This is a genomic window from Streptomyces thioluteus, from assembly GCF_039535865.1.
Map to the genome: position 1 here is coordinate 23,073 of NZ_BAAAXZ010000114.1, position 19,861 is coordinate 42,933.

The 19,861-nt window shown below is 73.4% G+C and carries 7 protein-coding genes and 10 pseudogenes; 7 read left to right on the top strand and 10 right to left on the bottom strand.

Annotation, left to right across the window (positions count from 1 at the left end):
• Nucleotides 1-10: 10 nt before the first annotated feature.
• A pseudogene (locus ABD794_RS14960) lies at nt 11-849 on the top strand (polysaccharide deacetylase family protein).
• A pseudogene (locus ABD794_RS14965) lies at nt 842-4,522 on the top strand (lipopolysaccharide biosynthesis protein). The pseudogenes ABD794_RS14960 and ABD794_RS14965 overlap by 8 nt, the downstream one beginning before the upstream one ends.
• A 15-nt stretch (nt 4,523-4,537) precedes the next feature.
• Here the strand turns inward: ABD794_RS14965 and ABD794_RS14970 are convergent.
• Nucleotides 4,538-5,341 (bottom strand): hypothetical protein, encoded by an 804-nt coding sequence (locus tag ABD794_RS14970; RefSeq protein ID WP_344963766.1) that lies wholly within the window; start codon nt 5,339-5,341, stop codon nt 4,538-4,540.
• Between the two features lie 884 nt (nt 5,342-6,225).
• Here ABD794_RS14970 and ABD794_RS14975 point away from each other — a divergent pair.
• The 3 genes and pseudogenes from ABD794_RS14975 (at nt 6,226) to ABD794_RS14985 (ending at nt 8,322) form a co-directional block, all read left to right on the top strand.
• A pseudogene (locus tag ABD794_RS14975) lies at nt 6,226-6,599 on the top strand (GntR family transcriptional regulator).
• 52 nt (nt 6,600-6,651) lie between these two features.
• Nucleotides 6,652-8,013: pseudogene (locus ABD794_RS19015) on the top strand (xylan 1,4-beta-xylosidase).
• Between the two features lie 177 nt (nt 8,014-8,190).
• Nucleotides 8,191-8,322: a hypothetical protein gene (locus tag ABD794_RS14985; protein ID WP_344960285.1), complete on the top strand. Its 132-nt coding sequence runs from the start codon at nt 8,191-8,193 to the stop codon at nt 8,320-8,322.
• Nucleotides 8,323-8,439: 117 nt separating this feature from the next.
• On the opposite strand, the pseudogene asnB reads toward ABD794_RS14985, so the two are convergent.
• Nucleotides 8,440-10,304, bottom strand: a pseudogene (gene asnB, locus ABD794_RS14990) (asparagine synthase (glutamine-hydrolyzing)).
• Between the two features lie 252 nt (nt 10,305-10,556).
• Nucleotides 10,557-12,281 (bottom strand): IucA/IucC family protein, encoded by a 1,725-nt coding sequence (locus ABD794_RS14995; RefSeq protein ID WP_344963769.1) that lies wholly within the window; start codon nt 12,279-12,281, stop codon nt 10,557-10,559.
• A gap of 335 nt (nt 12,282-12,616) precedes the next feature.
• Between ABD794_RS14995 and ABD794_RS15000 the strand changes: the two genes are divergently transcribed.
• Entirely contained in the window at nt 12,617-12,985 is a 369-nt protein-coding gene (locus ABD794_RS15000; RefSeq protein ID WP_344963771.1) for a GNAT family N-acetyltransferase, read from the top strand.
• On the opposite strand, the gene ABD794_RS15005 is transcribed toward ABD794_RS15000, so the two are convergent.
• Nucleotides 12,943-13,155 (bottom strand): hypothetical protein, encoded by a 213-nt coding sequence (locus ABD794_RS15005; RefSeq protein ID WP_344963772.1) that lies wholly within the window; start codon nt 13,153-13,155, stop codon nt 12,943-12,945. The two genes, ABD794_RS15000 and ABD794_RS15005, sit on opposite strands and share 43 nt — an antisense overlap.
• Nucleotides 13,156-13,418: 263 nt before the next feature.
• On the opposite strand from ABD794_RS15005, the pseudogene ABD794_RS15010 reads away from it, so the two are divergent.
• Nucleotides 13,419-14,182, top strand: a pseudogene (locus ABD794_RS15010) (GntR family transcriptional regulator).
• 38 nt (nt 14,183-14,220) lie between these two features.
• On the opposite strand, the pseudogene ABD794_RS15015 reads toward ABD794_RS15010, so the two are convergent.
• The 6 genes and pseudogenes from ABD794_RS15015 to ABD794_RS15040 form a co-directional block, all read right to left on the bottom strand.
• Nucleotides 14,221-15,093, bottom strand: a pseudogene (locus tag ABD794_RS15015) (esterase/lipase family protein).
• A gap of 232 nt (nt 15,094-15,325) precedes the next feature.
• A pseudogene (locus ABD794_RS15020) lies at nt 15,326-16,132 on the bottom strand (esterase/lipase family protein); the annotation flags it as partial.
• Nucleotides 16,133-16,485: 353 nt separating this feature from the next.
• On the bottom strand, nt 16,486-17,028 hold the full coding sequence (locus ABD794_RS15025) for a hypothetical protein (RefSeq protein WP_344963773.1): 543 nt from the start codon (nt 17,026-17,028) through the stop codon (nt 16,486-16,488).
• Nucleotides 17,025-17,246, bottom strand: coding sequence for a hypothetical protein (locus ABD794_RS15030; RefSeq protein WP_344963774.1), 222 nt, complete (start codon nt 17,244-17,246; stop codon nt 17,025-17,027). The genes ABD794_RS15025 and ABD794_RS15030 overlap by 4 nt, the downstream gene beginning before the upstream one ends.
• A 423-nt stretch (nt 17,247-17,669) precedes the next feature.
• A pseudogene (locus ABD794_RS15035) lies at nt 17,670-18,184 on the bottom strand (DNA polymerase III subunit alpha); the annotation flags it as partial.
• Nucleotides 18,185-18,188: 4 nt separating this feature from the next.
• A pseudogene (locus tag ABD794_RS15040) lies at nt 18,189-19,705 on the bottom strand (S9 family peptidase); the annotation flags it as partial.
• Nucleotides 19,706-19,861 lie beyond the last annotated feature (156 nt).

Here is a 19,861-nt window from a genome sequence, read left to right on the forward strand (position 1 = left end):
GCCGATCCTGATGTACCACTCCGTCGCCCACGCGCCGTCCCGCGCCGCCCACGGACTCTCCGTCCGGCCGGACGCGTTCGCCGAGCAGATGGCGGTGCTGGACGCGGCCGGCTTCGTCCCGCTGACCACCCGGGAGCTGGCCGCCGCCTGGCGCGACGGCCGGCCGCTGCCGCCGAAACCGGTGCTGATCACCTTCGACGACGGCTACGAGGGCGTGCACCGGCACGCCCTCCCCGTGCTGGCCGCCCGGGGCTTCCCGTCGACCGTCTTCGTCTCCACCGGCTGGCTGCGCGGGGAGCACGAGACCGGCGGCGCCCTGGACCTCATGCTCACCTGGCACCAGCTGCGCGAGCTCACCGAGGCCGGCGCCGAGGCCGGCGGGCACAGCCACACACATCCGCAGCTCGATCAACTCGCCGACGACAGGCTGGCGTTCGAGATCGAGCGGTTGCCGCGACATACTCACCGGGGAACTCGGCCGGCCGCCGGTATCCTTCGCCTACCCCTACGGCTACTCCAGCCGCCGGGGTGCGGCGGGCGGTACGGGCGGCCGGCTTCGGGATCTCGCTCGCGGTGGGGAACGGCCTGGCGACGCGCGCACAGGGCCCGTACGCCCTGCGGCGGGTGACCGTGCGCCGCACGACGTCGGTCGCCGAGTTCGAGCGGATGGTGCACGGCCGGGCGGTCGGCCGGCTGTTCGCGGCCGACCGGGCCCTGACCAAGGGGTACGCGATCGTCCGCGGCGGCCGCCGGCTGATCGGAACGGCGAGCGCCGGAGCGGCGGGCGCCGGACGGACAAGCGCCGGAAAGGCCAGAGAGACGCGAAGGGCCAGAGAGACGCGTGGCTGACACGTCCACACAGGACACCTCCGAACCGGGGCTGTCCGCACGGACCGAGGAGCGGGCGGTGGAACCGGCGGGCCGCAGGCTTCGGCTGCCGGGGCGCGGCAAGGGCGGCGGGAGCGACGGGAGCCCGCTGTTCCGCAACGCCTTCGCGCTGATGCTCAACACCGGCATCAGCGCGGTCCTCGGGGTGGGCTTCTGGCTCGTCGCCGCCCGCTACTACAGCGAGGAGTCGGTCGGCCGGGGCTCCGCGGCCATAGCCGCCATGAAGCTGCTCGCCGGGCTCACGGCGGTCACCCTGACCGGGGCGCTGGCCCGCTTCATCCCGGTCGCCGGCCGGACCACGGGCCGGCTGGTGCTGCGCACCTACGCGGGCAGTTCGGTGATCGTCGCCGCCGCGGCGGGCGTCTTCCTGCTCACCCTGGCTGGTGGGGACCGTCCTACCGGGCGCTCGGCGGGCTCTCGCACGGGCTGGGGTTCGCCGCCGCGGTGATCGCCTGGTCGGTGCTCACCCTCCAGGACGGGGTGCTGACCGGGCTGCGCAGCGCGATGTGGGTGCCGGTGGGCAACACGGTCTTCTCCGCCGTGAAGCTGGCCCTCCTGATCGCCCTGGCGACGGTGCTGCCGGCGTCCCGGGGTGTTCGTCTCGTGGGTGGTCTCGATCGGCGCGTCCGTCCTGCCGCTGGGCTGGCTGGTGTTCCGGCGGCTGGTGCCCGCGCACGTCCGGGCCACGGAGCGGACCGCGCGCCCGGCGAGCGCCCGGGAGATCGGCCGCTTCCTGGCCGGCGACTACACCGGCTCCCTCTTCTCCCTGGCCGTGGTCTATCTGGTGCCGGTGCTCGTCGCCGCGCAGATCAGCTCCAGCGAGAACGCGTACTTCTACATCGCGTCCACCATCGGGGGCACGGTCAACCTGCTCGCGATCAACATGGGCGCCTCGCTCACCGTCGAGGGGTCGCACGACCCGGAACGGCTGGCGGAGAACTGCCGGGCCGCGCTGCGCCGGATGGCGAAGATCATGGTTCCGGTGTGCGGGGGCCTGTTCCTCCTCGCACCGTACATCCTCGCGGTCTTCGGCCCGGTTACACCGAGGCGACGCCGCTGCTGCGGTGGTTCGCGGTCGGGGCGGCGCTGCGCGTGGTGATGGAGACGTACTTCGCGGTGCTGCGGGCGCAGAGCCGTACGGCCGGACTCGCCTATCTCCAGGGGTTGTTGTGCCTGCTGGTGATGGGGCTGACGTTGCTGCTCCTGCCGCGCATGGGGCTGACGGGTGCGGGGGTGGCGGAAATCTCCAGCCTCACGGTGATCGTCTCGATCGCCGCGGTGAAGCTCCGGGGCGTCCTCAGGGCGGCGGCCGCCGCCCCCGCGGGGAGGTCCGACGCGACGGCGCCCGACGGCGACCTGGCGGACCTGCCGGCCCACGGCGAACGACGCGAGGAGCGGGAGGCCCCGCAGCGCGAGGCTCCACGGCGGGAGGCCCCGCAGCCGGCGCCCGCCCACGGCACGCGCTGGGCGCTGCGCGCCGCGCTCGACGCGGACACGCTGCCGCTGGGCGTCCGGCTGGACTTCGACCACCTGGAGCGACGGCCGGACGTCCGGCCGTCCCCGGACACGCTGGTGCTGCGCACGGAGGCGCCGCCACCGTCGCCCGCCCCCGCGAAGGCGCCGCCCCGGCGCCCCGCGTGGTGGCGCCCCGAGACCGCGATCGGGCTGCTCCTCCTGGCCGGACTGGCCCTCTACTGGGCGCCGTTGAAGGCCCTCGGCGAGGTCAACCTGGACGGGATGGGCGGGCTCGGCCTGGTCTCCGTCCTGCCCACCGCGACCCTGGTGGGCACCGCCGTGCTGGTCGCGGCGTTCGCCGCCGCCCTGGTCCCCGCCCGGCCGCGCACCTGGCTGCTGGCCGCCGTGCTGCTGGCGACGGTCGTGTCCCTGCACGCGCTGCCCGCCGTACTGGAGGACCGCCCGCGCTTCGCCACGGCCTGGCAGCACCTGGGCTTCCTGGACTACATCGACCGGACCGGCACCGCGGCGCCCGACCTGGACGCCCGCTGGAGCTGGCCCGGCTTCTTCGCGCTCGCCGCGCTCGCCGCGCGGGCGTGCGGCGTGCACGACCTCACCGAGCTCCTGCGCTGGTGGCCGCTCGCCGTCCAACTGGCCTGCCTGGCCCCGCTGGCCCTGCTCCTGCGCGCGGTCCGGGCCGGGTGGGCGCGCCAAGTGGACGGCACTATGGCTGTTCGCCCTCTGCGGCTGGGTCGGCCAGGACTACTTCTCCCCGCAGGCCCTCAACTACCTCTTCTACCTGCTCTTCGTGGCCGTGCTGCTGGTCTGGTTCCGCTGGCCCGGCCAGCTGCCGGGGGCGGCGCGTAGCGGGCGAGCGCCGCGTGGAGCCGGTCGGCCGCGCCCAACTGACCGTACTCCTGGCCCTGCTGATCGCCCTCTTCGCCGCCTCCGTCGCGTCCCACCAGCTGACCCCGTTCGTGATGCTGGGCGTCCTCACCGTCCTCGTCCTGGTACGCCGCTCGACGCTCCGCGGACTCCCGCTGCCTGTGCGGGGTGATGCTGGCGGTCTGGATCGGCTTCCTGGCCGAGCCGTACTGGTCCGGCCACTTCAACGAGCTCTTCGGCGGGACTCGGCTCGCTCGGCGGCAACGTCTCGTCCTCGGTCTCCGGCCGCATCGAGGGCGGCAACCCGGTCCACAAGTTCGTCCTGTACGTGCGCGTCGCCCTGGCCGGCGGGGTGCTCGCCTTCGCCGCCCTGGGCTGGTGGCGCCGCCGCCGCGCCGGCGTCACGGACGTCTCGCTCGTGGTCCTCACCTGCGTCCCCTTCCTCGCCTTCGGCATGCAGTCGTACGGCGGCGAAGTGGCCCTGCGCGTCTTCCTGTTCGCCGTCCCCGGCGCGTGCGTCCTCGCCGCCCTGGCCCTCTTCCCGGCCGCGGCCCGCCGCCGCCGTACCCTGGCCGCCCCCCTGGCCGCCCTGACCGCCGGCCTCCTCCTCGCCTTCGGCTTCCTGGTGGCCCGCTGGGGCAACGAGGACTTCGAGCGGGTGCGGGCCGGCGAAGTGACGGCCATGGACTACGTCTACGCCCACGACCGCCCGACGGTGAAACTCCTCTGGATGAGCAGCGACACGCTCAACAACGTGACGCCGGCCCTGCCATGGGAGGCGCGGGACATGGAGCGCGTCCTCTACGAGCCGACGCTCGCGCCGCGCGACGCCGCCGGCGTACCGGACCTGGTGAAGTCCCTGCGCGCCGCCGGCCCCAACGCGTACCTCCTCGTCAACCGCGGCCAGTCCACCTACCTGGAACTGTCCGCCGGCTACCCGACGGGCTGGGACGCCCGCATGCGCCGCTCCCTGTCCACGAGCCCGGACCTGCGCCCGGTCCTGACGAACGACGACGCGGTCCTCTACGAACTGAAATCCAAGCCCCCCGGCCCCGCCCCGGCCCCCCGCCCGGGCCCGGCCGGGCCACGGGTGACCTGGAACCCGGTCTCCGTGGTCGGCGGCCTGGCGGCGGTGCTGCTGCTGGTACTGCTGACGGTGCGGGAGCTGACGCGGGTGGGGATGCGGGCCGGGGTGCGTCAACTGCGCTGGATGCAGGGGTCGTTCTGGTTCGCGATGCCGCTGCTGGCGGTATTGGGCGCGGTGCTGGTGTGGCGGCTGGCGACGATGTCGTAGCCGTCGGCCCTGCGTCTACTCCCCCTCGTACAGCCGCCGCAGATCCACCAGGACCACTTCACCCCGCGCCTCCGCCGCCCTCAGCTCCGGGGTGAAGCCCGCCCCGCTGTAGCACGCCGGCCGGGTCGCGGTGGTGTCGACGCCCCGGGCGGCGAGGAGAATCAGGGCGTGGCGGAGGCGGTCGAGGTGGGACATGCCCATCGTGCGGTCCCACTTGGCCTCGCCGACGGAGAGGAGGACGCCGTTGTCCTGGCCGACGGCTCCGCGGACCACCACGTCGAGTTCCATGCCGGTGCGGGCGGCCGGGTCGGCGACGGTTCCGTACGTCACGTCGATCGGCATGCCGCCGAAGGTCTCCGGGGAGGCGAAGTTGGCCACCCAGTCGCGGCAGACCTGTTCGAAGTGCGGTCCGACCACGGCCGAGAGGAATCGGGGCCGGGCGGTCGTCCAGACCTGGTGGGCCAGCCTCCGGTCGAGCAGGGGCCGTTTCGGGCGGGAGATGGCGTGGTCGAAGGCGATGAGCGGTTCGGCGACGCGGTAGGTGCTGCGGTTGCGGCGGAAGGCGTCCTCCTCGCGGCGTACCAGGCCGCAGTCCTGGAGGACGGTGAGCGGGTGCGTGATGTCGCTGATGGGACGCTCCAGGAAGCCGGCGATCCGTCCTGCGGTCGCGTTGCCGGTGGCGAGGGCCGCGAGGACGGAGTGGTAGAGGGCGCGGTCCCTGAGGTCCGATTCGTCGGCCAGGAGGTAGCGTGCCTCGCGGTAGAGCGGCGAGCTGGGGGAGAGCGCCGTGCGGCAGACCCAGGAGTCGAAGTCGGCCATGCCGTCGGGTACGTCGTCGCCGACGAATTCCTTGCGTGTAGGCGGGCGTTCCGCCGACGACGCTGTGGACGAGAAGCGCGAGACGCGGATCGTCGAGCTGCCAGAAGGCGGCCGCCTGGCGGTAGTCGAGCGGGTGCACGATCAATTCGAGGCTCGCCCGGCCCCGCAGCGGTGACGTGCCCGCCAGCAGCTTCCCCATGAAGGCCAGGGAACTGCCGCAGAGGAGCAGCCGCGTGCGCGACTCCAGGCGTTCGGGGCGCCGGGGGCCGTAGGCGACCTGAACGATGGACGGCAGCGACGGGGTCGCCCGGGCGAGATAGGGGAACTCGTCGAGGACCACGACGAGCGGCTGTTCGCGCCCGAGGGCGAGCAGGGCGTCCACCGCCTGCTCCCAGCGGTCGAAGCGGCATGGGGGCGACGGCCCCGGTGTACTGGCCGAGTTCCTCGCCGAAGCGGTGCAGCGACTCCGACTCCGTCGCCTCGTACGCGCAGAAGTAGAAGCCCCCGGAGGCCCGGGCCAGGGAGTCGAGCAGGAACGACTTGCCCTGACGGCGACGGCCCGAGACGACCCCCACGGTCGCGTCCGGTCTCGCATCGCTCGCGAAGGCGGTCAGCTCGCTCCACTCCCCGTCACGGTCGAACATGTCGCCGGGCTTGGACGGATGGGAGGGTTTCCGGGGCACCGAGCACCTCGCACTTGGGGAAGTGTATTTCCGGGAAGTACGTTTCCTGTAACGCGGTCCCGGGGGGCCTGGTCACGATTCCGCCCAGCCGGGCCGCAGTACGGACACGCCGTGGCAGCCGCCGCCGGCGCCCGCGTCCCCGCCGGCGCTGACGCACAATGGGGGCCGCACACCGATCCGTCATCCAGGAGCACAGCCGCCGTGACCTTGCACGTGACCGTCGACCAGGACGCCCCCGAACCGCCCTACGAGCAGATCCGGGCCAGCATCGCCGACCAGGCCCGCTCGGCGAGCTCCCCGTCGGCTACCGGCTGCCGACGGTCCGCGGCTTCGCCGAGCAGCTCGGGCTCGCCGCCAACACCGTGGCCAAGGCGTACCGGGCGTTGGAGACGGACGGGGTGATCGAGACGCGTGGGCGGAACGGCACGTTCATCGCCGCCCCGGGCGACACCGCCGAACGGGAGGCCGCCGCGGCCGCCCGCGGCTACGCCGAGCGGGCCCGGCGGCTCGGTCTGGACCGGGCGGCGGCCCTCGCGGCGGCGGAGGAAGCGGTACGCGCCGTCTACGGCGCCTGAGTTCGGGCGGAAGCCGACCAAACCGTACGGCCCGCCGATACCCTTGGCCATGATGGGACGTCATGCCGGGGGGCCGTGGTTGTCGAAACGGGGGCGGTGGCGCTTGACGGCGCTGCTCGCGGTCCTCGCGTGCGCGCTGGGCCTGCTGTTCACCGTCGACCTCGGCGGCGGCGGGCGGTCCCGCGGCGGGTCCGCGCACGACCGGCGGGCCGCGGTGGGCTGGGGCTTCACCCACACCAAGTACAGCGCCGACCGCGGCGAGGACGGTGCACGGCGCACGGCCGCCGGGCTGCTCTCCGCCGACCCGATGCCGCAGAACCAGCACATCATGGGCTGGGGAGCGGACAACCCGGAGCCCAGACCCGGCAGTTACAACTTCACCGACCTCGACCGCCGCGTCGCCCTCATGCGCCGCACCGGCGCCGCTCCCGTCCTCACGCTCTGCTGCGCCCCCGACTGGATGAAGGGCGGCGGGGAGCGGACCGACTGGTCCCAGAAGTCGCTGGAGAAGGCCCCGCAGCGGGCGCACTACAAGGACTTCGCCCGCCTTGCCGGCGTCGTCGCCAAACGCTACCCGGACGTCCACCACTTCATCGTCTGGAACGAACTCAAGGTTTCTACGACGATTCGCGCAAGCGGTGGGACTACGAGGGGTACACCGAGCTCTACAACCTCGTCTACGAGGAGCTCCACAGACAGCGCGACGACATTCTCATCGGCGGGCCGTACGTCGTCATGGACAGCAACTCGCCGGGGTCCGCGTCCAACGCGTCGTCCCTGCAGGGCCCTTGGGGAGTGGTCGACCAGCGCGCCCTCGACGCGCTCACCTACTGGAACCGGCACAAGGCCGGTGCCGACTTCGTCGTCGTCGACGGCTCCAGCTACACCCGGGACGGCAGCCTGCTCCTCCCCGACGAGTTCCGCGCCACGCAGAAGTTCGCCGACGTCACGGCCTGGCTGAAGAACGCGACCGGCCTGCCGGTGTGGTGGGCCGAGTGGTACGTCGAGCCCCCCCGACGCCCAGGACAACCGGGCCGGCTGGACCGAACCGCGCCGGATCGCCGTCCAGGCGACGGCGATGATGCAGATGGCCCGGGCCGGGGTGGCGGGCGCCTTCTACTGGAATCCGGAAGAGGACACGGGCGCCTGCCCCGGATGCCTTTGGAGCAGCACGGAGTTGAGCGACGGGGGAACAAGGCTGCCGATGATGGACTTGCTGTCCCATTTCGGCAAGGCATTCCCCCCGGGAGCAACTGGGCTTCGGGTTCCGGCAATCGAAGGGGAAGGAGTGCGAGCCCTCACCTCGGCGCATGGCGGGACGCTGGTAGTGAACACTCAAGACCACGGGGTGAACGCGCGGGTGGAGGGACGGACAGTGAGCCTCGATGCGTACGAGCTGCGGTGGCTGACGTAAAGAGGCTGCCCTTGTCCACAACGATTACCGAAGGCCGGATGCGTGCAACCCCGTTGTATGTCGAAACAGGACTGCGGCCTGAGTACGGTGCGGTGACCGTCACGACTCGCCAGACCATTACTGCTACCAGATAGCAACGCCTCTTGCGGTTGTGGAGATAGGGGATCGGAGCTCTTCGTGCCACCGCCGGGCAAGTATCCGGGCGACCGGGTCTGGGTCATCCCGCAGAGCGAGCGGTGGGACGTCCTCACCGATGCCGACGACCTCGGGGAAGCGCTCGACGCCGCGGCCCGGAAGCTCGCCCGGTGAACCGTCCGTCGTCCGCACCCGCTGCGCCTGCGGCTGCGGGCACCCGCGACGGGCCGCCCGCAGCCGCTGACGTACGGGTACGGCCCGTGGGGCGTCGTACCCCCACGGGCCGTACCGTCACAGCTTCAGCTCGGTGCCGCCGCCGCGCAGCCACGTGTCCAGGCCGAGGACGAATTCCGTCGCGCCGCGGTACCGGCTGCCGGCGTCCGGGGAGAGGGCGGTGGCGAGGGAGTCCTCGTCGAGGAGTTCGCGGACCGGGGCGTTCCTGTCGGCGGTCAGCTGGCGGAGTTCGGTGCGGAGGGCCTCGGCGTAGCGGGGGTCCTGGGTGGAGGGGTAGGGGCTCTTGACGCGGTCGGCGACGACGTCGGGGAGGACGTCGCGGGTGGCGGCGCGCAGCAGGGACTTCTCGCGGCCGTCGAAGGTCTTCATCGCCCAGGGGGTGTTGAAGACGTACGAGACGAGGCGGTGGTCGCAGAAGGGGACGCGGACCTCCAGGCCGGTGGCCATGCTGGCCCGGTCCTTGCGGTCGAGGAGGATCTGGACGAAGCGGGTGAGGTGGAGGTGGCTGACCTCGCGCATGCGGGCCTGGTGGCCGGTCTCGCCGGGGAGGCGGGGGACCTCGGCGAGGGCCTCGCGGTAGCGGGCGTCGGTGTAGCCGGGGAGGTCGAGGGCGTCGAGGACGTCCTTGCCGAGGAGGGCCGCGTAGCCGCCGCTCTTGCCGCCGCCGAAGGTGTCGGCCACGCCCGCGGCGATCCAGGGGAAGGTGTCGGCGTTGACCGAGGCCGGGTCGTGGAACCACTTGTAGCCGCCGAAGACCTCGTCCGCGGACTCCCCGGAGAGGGCGACCGTGGACTGCTCGCGGATGGCCTTGAAGAGAAGGTAGAGCGAGGTGTCGCCGTCGCCGAAGCCGAGCGGCATGTCGCGGGCGGTGAGGACGGCGGCGCGGTGGCCGCGGTCCATCAGGGTGGCGGTGTCGAGGACGATGTCGCGGTGGTCGGAGCGCACGTGCTCGGCGAGGGCGTGGGCGTACGGGCCGTCGGGCGTCGAGCGCAGGTCGTCCGGGACGAAGTTCTCGGTCTGGCCGGTGAAGTCCACGGAGAAGGAGCGCACCGGGCCGCGGCGGCCTCGCCGAGGCCCTTGGCGGCGAGGGCGGTGATGGCGGAGGAGTCCAGGCCGCCGGAGAGCAGGGTGCACAGCGGCACGTCGGCGACGAGCTGGCGGGCGACGATGTCGTCGAGGAGCTCGCGTATGTGCGCGACGGTGGTGGCGGTGTCGTCGGTGTGCTCGTGGGCCTCCAGGGCCCAGTAACGGCGGACGGCGGGGGACGCTCCGCGGCGGAAGCGGATGGTGTGGCCCGGGCGGACCTCGTGCAGGCCCTTGTAGACCGCGTGGCCGGGCGTCTTGACGAAGGCGAGGACCTCGGCGAGCCCCTCGGCGTCCACGACGGAGCGCACGGCGGGGTGGGCGAGCACGGCCTTCTGCTCGGAACCGAAGACGACGCCGTCGGGGGTCGGCGCGTAGTAGAGCGGCTTGATGCCCATCCGGTCGCGGACGAGGAGGAGTTCCTCGGTACGGGCGTCCCAGACGGCGAAGGCGTACATGCCGTTGAGGCGCTCGGCGAAGGACTCGCCCCACTCCAGGTAGGCGTGCAGCACGACCTCGGTGTCGCTGCTGGTGCGGAACGTGTGCCCGCGGGAGGCGAGTTCGGAGCGCAGCTCGCGGTAGTTGTAGACCTCGCCGCTGTAGGTGATGACGGCCTGGGTGCGGCCGTCGCGCTGGACGAGCATGGGCTGGCGGCCGCCCTCGATGTCGATGACGGCGAGGCGGCGGTGGCCGAGGGCGGCGTGGGTGTCCACCCACTCGCCCTCCGCGTCCGGGCCGCGCAGCGCCATGGTCCGCGTCATCGCCTCCAGTGTGGGGCGGGCGGCGGGGTCGGCGGTGAGGTCCTGGTCATAGGCGATCCATCCGGTGATTCCGCACATGGAGCGGCGTCCCCTTTCGTGGCGGTGTGGTGGGGCCCCCGTCGGTTCGGCGGTGGCGACGCTACGCCCTTATAGATGTATGTACCAACCATGCCTGGTAAAAACCTTGGGAACCGGCCGACGCCCCCAGCGTCGCCGAAGTCCGCCGCGCCGCACAGCGGTTCCCCGCCACCACGCCCGAACCGGCCCGCCGGGAGGCCGAAAAGGCACCGCCCGAGCAGCACGTCCGGAGTGACCGAGGAGCGGGGCGCCCTACGGCGCCGCGCGGCGAAGGTAGTTCGGGCCGTTCACATAGTGCTTGCCGGCGTCGGCCGCGCCGGAGCGCACCGCCGTCACCGGGGCCTGGACGGGGAGCAGCCCGGCCTCCAGGACGCGGGTGCGCAGCACGCCGGCGGGGCCGGGGGCGAGGCGGTCCACGGCCTCGGCGAGGCGGTCGCGCAGCGGCCGCAGCAGGGGCTCGCCCCCGAGCTCCAGGGCGGGGGTTCCCGCGCACAGGTGCACGGTGACGGCGGCGAAGAGATCGGCGACCGGTCCGTCGTGCCCGGCGAGGATGCGGCGGTCGGCGAAGCCGAGGAGGTCGGCGGCCTGGCCGCCGAGCCGGGCGGCGAGCCGGACCGCGTTGACCCGGGGGCCGCCGTGGTCCTTGTACAGCAGCCGCAGCCGGGTGCGGCCGCCGGGTGCGTCGAGCACCACCGAGACGTTCCGCCCGTCCGCCTCCAGGGCCACGCCGTAGGAGAAGAGGGTGGTGTGCCAGTCGAGGAGCAGGGTGAAGTAGGCGTCGAGGAAGGCGTGCGGCGACCCCCCGTAGTAGCGGGCGGCGAGCGCGTCGGCCACCGGGACGCCGTCGGGCGTACGGGCGGCCAGCGCGGCGACGGGTACGACGTGGGCGTCGGCGAGCCCGTCCGGCAGGCGGCGGACCCGGGCGGCGAGGAGCGGGTGTCCCGCGTCGAGACGGGTGCGCCCGTCGGCGAGCAGGACGGCCCGGGAGAGGCGCGGCTCGCGCGCCAGGATCTCCTCCAGCAGGTGCTGGGCGACCGCGCCGTCCAGCAGCGAACTGGGCACGATCCCGGCGCCGGCCAGGGGCAGTTCGAGGTGGGTGGCCGGGTCGTCGGCCAGGGCGACGGTGCGCGCCGACAGCGTCGGCACGACGTCCGGCCAGGGTTTGACGGCGAGTCGGGCCTCGCCCGCCAGGCCGGTGGCGCGCAGCGCCCGGGCGAGCGGCTCCCCCGCGGTCAGCGGGTGCACCGGCAGGGCGGTGCCCTCGACGGCGGGCAGCCCGAGTTCGCCGGGTGTGGGCCACCAGGCGGGCAGGGCCGTGGGCCGGCCGCGCACGGCGGCGGGCGGCAGGACGAGCCAGCGCAGCCCGAAACAGGGGTGGAACTGCGGTGCGTGGCCGGGCAGTTCGGCGGTGGCGAGGCCGGTGCGGGCATGGCCGGCCGGGTGGAGGGGGTGGGGGCGGAAGGCGGCGAGGGCGTCGAAGGCGAGGGCGCCGCGCGGCCCCGTCCAGGTCGCGGCGCCGGGTCCGTAGGCGGCGGCGAGCCGTTCGGTGACGTCGCCGCGCAGCCGCTCCTGCAGCCGCAGGGCGGCCAGTTCCTCGGCGCACTCGGCGGCGAACGCGTCGAATCCGGACCGTTCACGGGGTCCGGCGACGGCACGCAGCACCGCCAGGGCCGGCGCGAGGCGGGTGACGGTCGCGCCGGCGGCCTCCAGCAAGGGCCGCCGCGCCCGGACTTCGCGCCGGACGCCGTCACCGTCGACCGGGACGCAGACGGTCCGCTCCCCCGCGCGCAGGGCCAGCCAGTCGCCGTCCGGACGGCGGTGCCGGTGGGCGGTGCTGCGCAGCCGGTAGGCGTCCTCGCGCAGCAGGGCGTCGAGGACCCGGCCGAGGAGCTCGCGCTCGGCGGTATCGGGGAGTTCGTGGGGGCGTATGCCGGGGTGGGCGGCGTGGGCGGGGTCTTCGGAGCTGCGTTCGGTCATGAGATCTCCCATCGATCGAGAGATTAGGTTAGGCAACCCTTAATATGTCAATTCGCTTGTTCCGTACGGGGCTTACGCCCCGATATGCCCACCCGCTCGACCCACCGGAAATCCCTTGGTGCGACACCCTCCGGGATGGCATGGTCCGCCCATGGCAGACATCACCGTGCGCCCCCTGACCCCCGGGGACTGGCGCCTCTACCGAGAGGTCCGGCTCGCCGCCCTGGCCGACGCGCCCTACGCCTTCGGTTCCACCTGGTCCGGGGAGATCGCGTTCCCCGAGGAGAAGTGGCGGGAGCGCCTGGCCCGGCGCAACACTTTCCTCGCCGAGGACGGTGGGCAGCCGTGCGGCCTGGTCTCCGTCGTACCGGAGGGGCCGGAGGATCCACAGGGACCCGGCACCGGCATGCTCGTCTCGATGTGGGTGGCGCCCCGCCGCCCGGAGCCGCGGCGCGGCGGACCTCCTCGTCGGCGCGGCCCTCAGCCGGGCGGACGAACTCGGACTCACCGGGCTGCGGCTGTGGGTCACCGAGGGCAACGACCCGGCGGAACGGCTGTACGTCCGGCACGGGTTCACCAGGACGGGAGCGGTGCAGCCGGTCCGGGAGGGCGAGGACGCCCGGGAGTTCGAGATGGCGCGGGCGGCGACGGCCGCGGGGGATCAGCGGTGGCGCGCGGGCAGCGCCCGCCCGGGAAGGGGGTAGGCCCGCGAGACCTCGATGGGGTGCGACCGGCCCACCACGTACGCGTTCCCGTCCTCGAACTCCAGCCGGGTGCGCGCCGGAAGGACGCACCGCACGTCCCGCACCCGGTGCGGAATCCCGCCGATCGCGACGACGTCGCCGACGCGGACGCCGTCCCCCGTGACCGTCACCACGGCGATCTGCCGGCGATCGGTGTTCCGAGCAGGGCATGCGAGGACCGGGCATGTCTCAACTCCCTGAGCTGGAAGGCGTTCCGGGATGCGTGACCATATCGGTGTTCGCGATACGCGGCAAGGCCGTCCGCCGCGGAAAGCAGTAAGGTCGGGTCCCGCGACCGGCAGGGGGCCGCCGTCCACGAGAGCGAGTGGATCGGCACGTCCATGCCTGTCCGGCGCCCGCACGAGAAGGGCCCGCACTACGAGTTGAGGATGCGATGACCGACGGCCGGCCGTTCCACGAGCGCATCGCCGCGGACCTGCGGGACGAGATCATGTCCGCGACCTCCCGCCGGGCGACAAGGTGCCCTCCACCCAGCAGCTCAAGGACAGGTTCGGCGCGTCGAACACGACGGTGCAGAAGGCGCTTCAGGCGCTCAAGGCGGAGGGACTCGTCGTCGGGCGGGCTGGTTGCCGCGGTCACGGTTCGCGCGCACCGCCAACGGACCATGCGTCCCGCCGCGTCCGTGGCTCCCGCCCCGCCGGGACAGCCCTACCGCTGGATCACGGAGGCCGGAACTCGTGGCGTACGAGCCCGCAGCAGGCTCCTCGACGTCGCCGAGGTGGCGGCACCCGCCGATGTCGCCGCGGCGTTCGGCATCGCCCGGAACGACACCGTCCTCATGCGCTCGCAGATCCTGCTGTTCGACGACGAAACCGGTGGAACTGGTCAAGTCCTTCTACCGCTGGACATCGCGCACGGGCACCCCGATGTCGGAGCGCCGCAGGATCCGCGGCGGCACTCCGACGCTCCTGGCCGAACTGGGCTACCCGCCGCGCCACTGCGTGGACCGGGTGTCCGCCCGCGTGCCCACGCAGGAGCAGTACACGGCCTGGCCCTGCCGACCGACCTGCCGGTGCTGCGGACGTTCCGGTTGGTGTACAGCGACGGGCAGCGCCCCGTCGAGGTCTCGGTCGCGCGAAGGCCGGGCACCTGTACGAGGCGCAGTACGAGTTCCCGGCCGAGGGCCCCGAGGCCTGAACCGCCCGCCCCCTCCCGGGGGCGGCACGCGCGCCGGGTCAGCCGGTGACGGCCGAAGCGCAGCCGGACGGCGTGGCGTTGGCCGGGTCGAGGGCGTTGGCGACCTCGTGGAAGGCCACGCGGTCCACCGTGCCGATCGCCAGTGCTCGGAGACGTCGGCGCCGCAGCGCTCCTGGAGCAGGATGTTGCGGACGTTCGGACCCGAGAGGAACGCGGTCCGCCACGGCGTGACGACCTCGTCGTACCGGGTGGCGATGACGGTGTAGCGGACGCCCGGGACCGTGTCGGGGCGGGAGTTGAGCTTCTTGAGGAAGGCGGAGCCGAGCGCCTGGTCGTGTGAGGCCGCGGCGTGACCCCCGTGGATCGCCTCGCGCGGCGCCGGGGATCTTGTCCATCAGCTTCGTCAGGCGGAGAGGGTCGTGCCGTGGCTGGAGGGCGCCAGGCCGGTGAGCGAGTTGACCTTGGGGCCGCCGCCGAGGAAGTCGAGGTAGTAGCGCGGCATCATGCCGCCCTGGGAATGGCCGACGAGGTCCACCTTGCCCGCGCCGGTCGCCGCGCGGACCCGGTCCACGTATGCGGAGAGCTGCTCGGCCGACTTGGCCACCGGGCCCGGCCGTTGAAGACCGGCGGTACGCCCGGCAGTTGGCCGTAGTCGAGGAGAAGACGCAGTAGCCCCGGTTCACCAGGTAGGGAGCCAGGAAGAGCCAGTTGTCCACGGAGTTGCCGAGGGTGCCGTGGACCAGGACGACGGGGCGGGGGTGGGCGGACGATGGCTTGCAGGAGTAGTCGTTCCAGCCGCTGCTGACCACCCTCGCCGCGGCAGTGGACGCCGGGGCGGATGCCGGGGCGGCGGCGCCGGCCGCCAGGACCAGGGCCAGAGCGGGAGGACGGCGCAGAGGACGCGGAGGAATCTGCGGAAGCGAAGGGCTTTCCCGGATCCGGGCACAGGGACACCTCGCAGGTGGGGAGGGGGAGCGGGCATGCGGCATCAGCACGGCGGTCGCGCGGCTCCCGCGTACTGAACCGTCAGTAACCTACGTGCGAGTAGGCTGCGGGCTTATTACTCGGGAGTCAATGAGCGCGACACACATTCGTGCGAACGGTTTCGGCCGACTCCCCCTCCCTGCGGGGACGTTCAGCGGTGACCGCCGAAGCGCACGTCGTCGGCGTCGCGTTGGCCGGGTCGAGCGCGTTGGCCACCTCGTGGAAGGCGATGCGGTCGATCGTGCCGATGGTGAGGTGCTCGGAGAGGTCCACCGCGCAGAGGTCCTGGATCAGGACGTTGCGCACCTTCGGCCCCGACAGGAACTGGGTGCGGTACGGCGTGACCACCTCGTCGTACCGGGTCACGATCGTGGTGTAGCCGACGCCGGGCACCGTGTCGGGAACGGGAGTTGAGGCGCCGGATGAACGCCGAGCCGATGAGCTGGTCCTCGGAGCCCGCCGACACGGAGCGAGGATCCTGCGCCCGCGGGGATGGCGTCCAGCAGGCGCTGCAGGCCCGAGAGCGTCGTGCCGTGGTTACTGGGGGCCAGGCCGACGAGCTTGTCCACCTTGCCCCGCCCCGTCCAGGAAGTTGAGGTAGTAGCGGTGCATGGCGCCGCCGCCCTGGGAGTGGCCGACGAGGTCCACTCTTCTCCGTCCCGGTCGCCGCACGGACCTTGTCCACGAACGCCGAGAGCTCCTCGGCGGACTTTGGCGATCGGCCGAGACCGTGGACGAACGGCACGCCGGGCAGCTTGCCGTAGTTCGAAGGAGGAAGACGCAGTAGCCGCGGTTGGTCAGATAGGGGGCCATGAAGGCCCAGTTGGGCCGCGTTCTCGTAGGTGCCGTGGATGAGGACGACGGGGCGGGGGTGGGCGGACGGACGGTCTTGCAGGAGTAGTCGTTCCAGCCGCTGCTGACCGTCCGCTCACCGGCCGGGCCGCCGAGTCGACGGCTCCACGTCAGACGAGGCGGAGGCGGCCAGGGAGGCGCACAGAGTGCGGAACATTCTTCGGATTCGACACGAGGTCTCCTCGAGGTGGGGGTCGAGAGCTGAGGGGGGTGGATAGGAAAGAGGGTGCACGCAGCGGCACAACGCCCTGTGCTTGCCGCGTGCTGAAGGGGACAGCAACTTACTATGCGAGTAGGTGGACGAAGGTCATGCTTTCGTCAAGACGTTTGACACTCGCCATGGGCCCGTGTCCTCACGCCACGCGCAGCGCGGCCGCCGGCCCCACCGCCGGTCGGGCCGAAGCGGGCCCGCGCCCGGTCGACGGCCGCCTCGATCCGGCGCGCCTTGTCGTCCGCGGCGTCGAACGTCAGCTGGTGCGGGGCCGATTCGGCGTCGCCGAGCCCTCGGCGCGCAGCGCCACGGCCCGGACCCGGCGCGCTGGAGGCCGAGCGCGTCGTGTGCAGTGCGTACGCACGGCGGTCAACGCCGGGGTGTGCGCGGTCGGTTCGGCGAGGTGCGGGTACGGGTGTCGCGAGCCGTCCGCGTACCGGACTGTGAGGTGAGGCCGCCCGCGACCCGCCCTTCCCACGCAGCCGGGCCCCCAGCCGGTCGCGAGACGCGAGCAGGCGCGCGGCGGCGGCGCGCGGGTCCAACTCGTCGGCGCGAAGCGGTGCTCGGCCGCCGTGAGCGGGTCCGGGCGTTCCGGGGTGACCGGCGTGGTCGATGCCGTGCGCCCGCTCGTGCAGGGTGCGCCCGGCGGCCGCACCCAGGATGCGCTGGAGCGCGGGAGCGGCGCGGCGGCGATCCGGCCGACGGTGTCGAGCCCGTACGCGCGAGGGTGCGGGCGGTGCCGGGCCGACGCCGGGGAGGGCGGTGGCGGGCGGTGGGCGAGGAACGCGGCGTCCGTCACGCATGTCGTCGCGCCCGGCGGTCCGTCCCTGCGCGGCCGCGCCGTGCCAGGAGCGGGTTGGCGGCGATGCCCACCGTGCAGTCGACGCCGTAGCGGGCGAGGGCCCGCACGCGGATCAGCTCCGCGAGCTCGGCCGGGGTTACGGCCGAAGCAGCGGGTGGCGCAGCGGACGTCGAGCAGGGCGGAGTCCGGGGCAGCGGGCGGACGACGGGCGTCACCTCGGTGATGGGGCGAGGAGGGCGTCGTAGGTGTCCTCGGGGAGGGGGTCCGCCGAAAGCGGAGGTGGAGGACGGGGGTTGGGGCTGTGCTGCGCCGTCCGCGGCAACCGCGCCGTCCGCGGCAACCGCGCCGTCCGCGGCAAACCGAGCCGTCCGCGGCAAACCGCGCCGTCCGCGGCAACCGCGCCGTCCGCGGCAACCGCGCTGCGCGCGGTTGTCCTCAAGCGCCGGACGGGCTGGATGCCCCCGCCCCGCCCTTTCACACTCCCCCAGAGGGGGTGCCCCCACTTCCGGGCTCCGCCCCTCGGCCACGGCGTTCGAGGGCAGCGCCGCAGGGGGCTTCGGGGAACAGGGGCGGAGCCCCCGGCCGGCGCGGCGGAGCGCGTTGCGGGGCCGGGAGAGACTCCCTCCGCGTACGCGCACTCATCCCGCACTCCCCTGGCTCGCGTGCCACAACTTCCGCCGGTCGCGGCCCCTTCACCCGCAGGCCGCAGATCCGCCCACGGATGCAGGGCGTACCCCGTGGACAGCCGGATCCGGCGATCCGGCTCCGGCTCCGGGGAGCCGTCCCCCACCGGCGGAGCCGCCAGCACCTCCGCCACCGCCCCCAGCCCGCCCCTCCGCGCGGAGCTCCGCCAGCCGCGCCAGGTCACACACCCGCGCGCCCACCACGCTCGACGCTCCGCGGTCCCCGGCGCTGGACGACGCCGCGGACCAGGAGCAGCCAGGAGTGGAAGACCGTGTGTGGGGCGCAGGCCGCGTGGGAGTCGTCGAAGGAAGCGCAGTCGGCCAGGCCCGTCCCGTCGTCAGGTCGCGAAGACGACGCGGCGGCCGGAGCGGACCGGCGGGGTCTGGGTGGCGGCCTTGGCACCGGCGACCAGGACCGTCTCGCCGTGCCGCGCGTCGCACAGCTGGTTCGCGGGGAGTACGCCCAACTCCCCAGGAGCCGCCGAGGAGCGTGCGGTCGAGGGCCTTCAGCGCCTCCATCTCGTCGTGGTACGCCGTCACGTAGTCGGCCCCGGGGACCGCGGCCAGGCCCAGCGCCCAGGCGTCCGGCTGGGTGCCAGGCCCAGCAGCGTCAGATAGCCGCCCCAGGAGCCGCCGGCCAGGACGAGGCGCTCCGGGTCGGCGAGGCCGGAGGCGACGGCCCACTCGCGCACTGCCGCGATGTCCTCCAGCTCGATCAGCCCGACGCGGTGCTTGAGCGCGTCCGTCCAGGCCCGTCCGTAGCCCGTCGAGCCGCGGTAGTTGACGCGCACGACCGCGAAGACCGTGGTCCACCCAGGCCGCCGGGCCCGCCGCGAACGCGTCGCTGTCGTGCCAGGTGGGGCCGCCGTGGATGTCGAAGACGGTCGGGAAGGGGCCCTCGCCCGCCGGCTTCTGCACCAGGGCGTGTGACCGTGCCGCCCGGCCCCTCCACCCATATGTCCTCGACCGGGACCGAGTCGGGAGCGTGGCTCACGCCGTCCGTGCCCGCCGGCGCCTCCAGCACCACGTGCCCGGCGGTGGGACCGGACGACGGGCGCCTTCTCCGCCGAGGACCACAGGAACTCCACCGTCCCGTCGGGACGCGGCAGGGCGCCGGAGACCGTGCCCGCCGGGGTGTCGAGGCGGGTCAGCGCGCCGTCGGCCAGGTCGTAGCGCCAGAGCTCGCTGCGCGCCTGGTAGCTGTGCTCGACGAGCAGTGCCGAGCCGTCCGGATACCAGTCGGCCTCCAGGTCGCCGGGGAGGTCGATGACGAGCGCGGTCTCCGTACCGGTGGTCGCGTCCCACAGCATCGGCTCCCAGCGGCCGCGCCGCTGGTGCCCGACGAGCAGCCGGGTGTCGCCCTCGACGGGGGCGAAGCCCATCGCGGACAGGCCGAGCTCCTCGGTGCCGCCCCGGGTGTCGTCCAGCTCGGCGACGGTCGTGCCGTCCGTCCGGACGACGCGGATCGCCGAGTGCATGGCGTCGCCGTGCTCGGTGTGCTCGATGGCGATCAGGGTGCCGTCATGGGACAGGCCGGCGACCACCGCCGACTGCTCGTGCCGGTAGATCTCCGCGGCCGCGCCGCCGGGGCGCACGACGTGCACCGAGGAGCCGGCCTTGTCGGTGGACCGGCCGATCACCGCCGTGCCGTCACGGCCCAGGGCCAGGCCGTCCGGGTAGGACGGGTCGAGGCCGGGCGCCGCCGGTTCGTCCGGCCCGCCGTGGAAGGGCTGGCGCATCCAGACGCCGAACTCGTCACCGTCCGTGTCCGAGAACCACCAGATCCACTCGCCGTCCGGCGTCAGCACCCCGCCCGTGGTGCCGTTGGGCCGGTCCGTGACCTGACGCCGGCCGCCGGTGGCGCGGTCCCACGCGTACACCTCGAACGTGCCGGTCGCGTTCGAAGTGAACAGCGAGCGGTCCGGTGCGTCCTCCGCCCATCTGGGCAGCCCCACGCGGGGCGCCCGGAAGCGCTTCTCCCAATCGGGCATGAACCCGTCGCCCCGCAGGGCCCCGTTGCTCTCAGTCATGCCCCCATTCTGCGCCGAACCGCCGACATCCAGACCGATCGCGGTCCAGTCTGTGGACGACCGGTCATGTGTGGACAACTTCGTGCCCCTGTCGGGTGGTTGTCCGGCCTCGTGCTG

Excerpts from the sequence above, each read along its gene's own strand:
- ABD794_RS14995 (WP_344963769.1), bottom strand. The coding sequence starts at position 12,281 with ATGACCGAACGCAGCTCCGAAGACCCCGCCCACGCCGCCCACCCCGGC.
- ABD794_RS14970 (WP_344963766.1), bottom strand. The coding sequence starts at position 5,341 with ATGGCCGACTTCGACTCCTGGGTCTGCCGCACGGCGCTCTCCCCCAGC.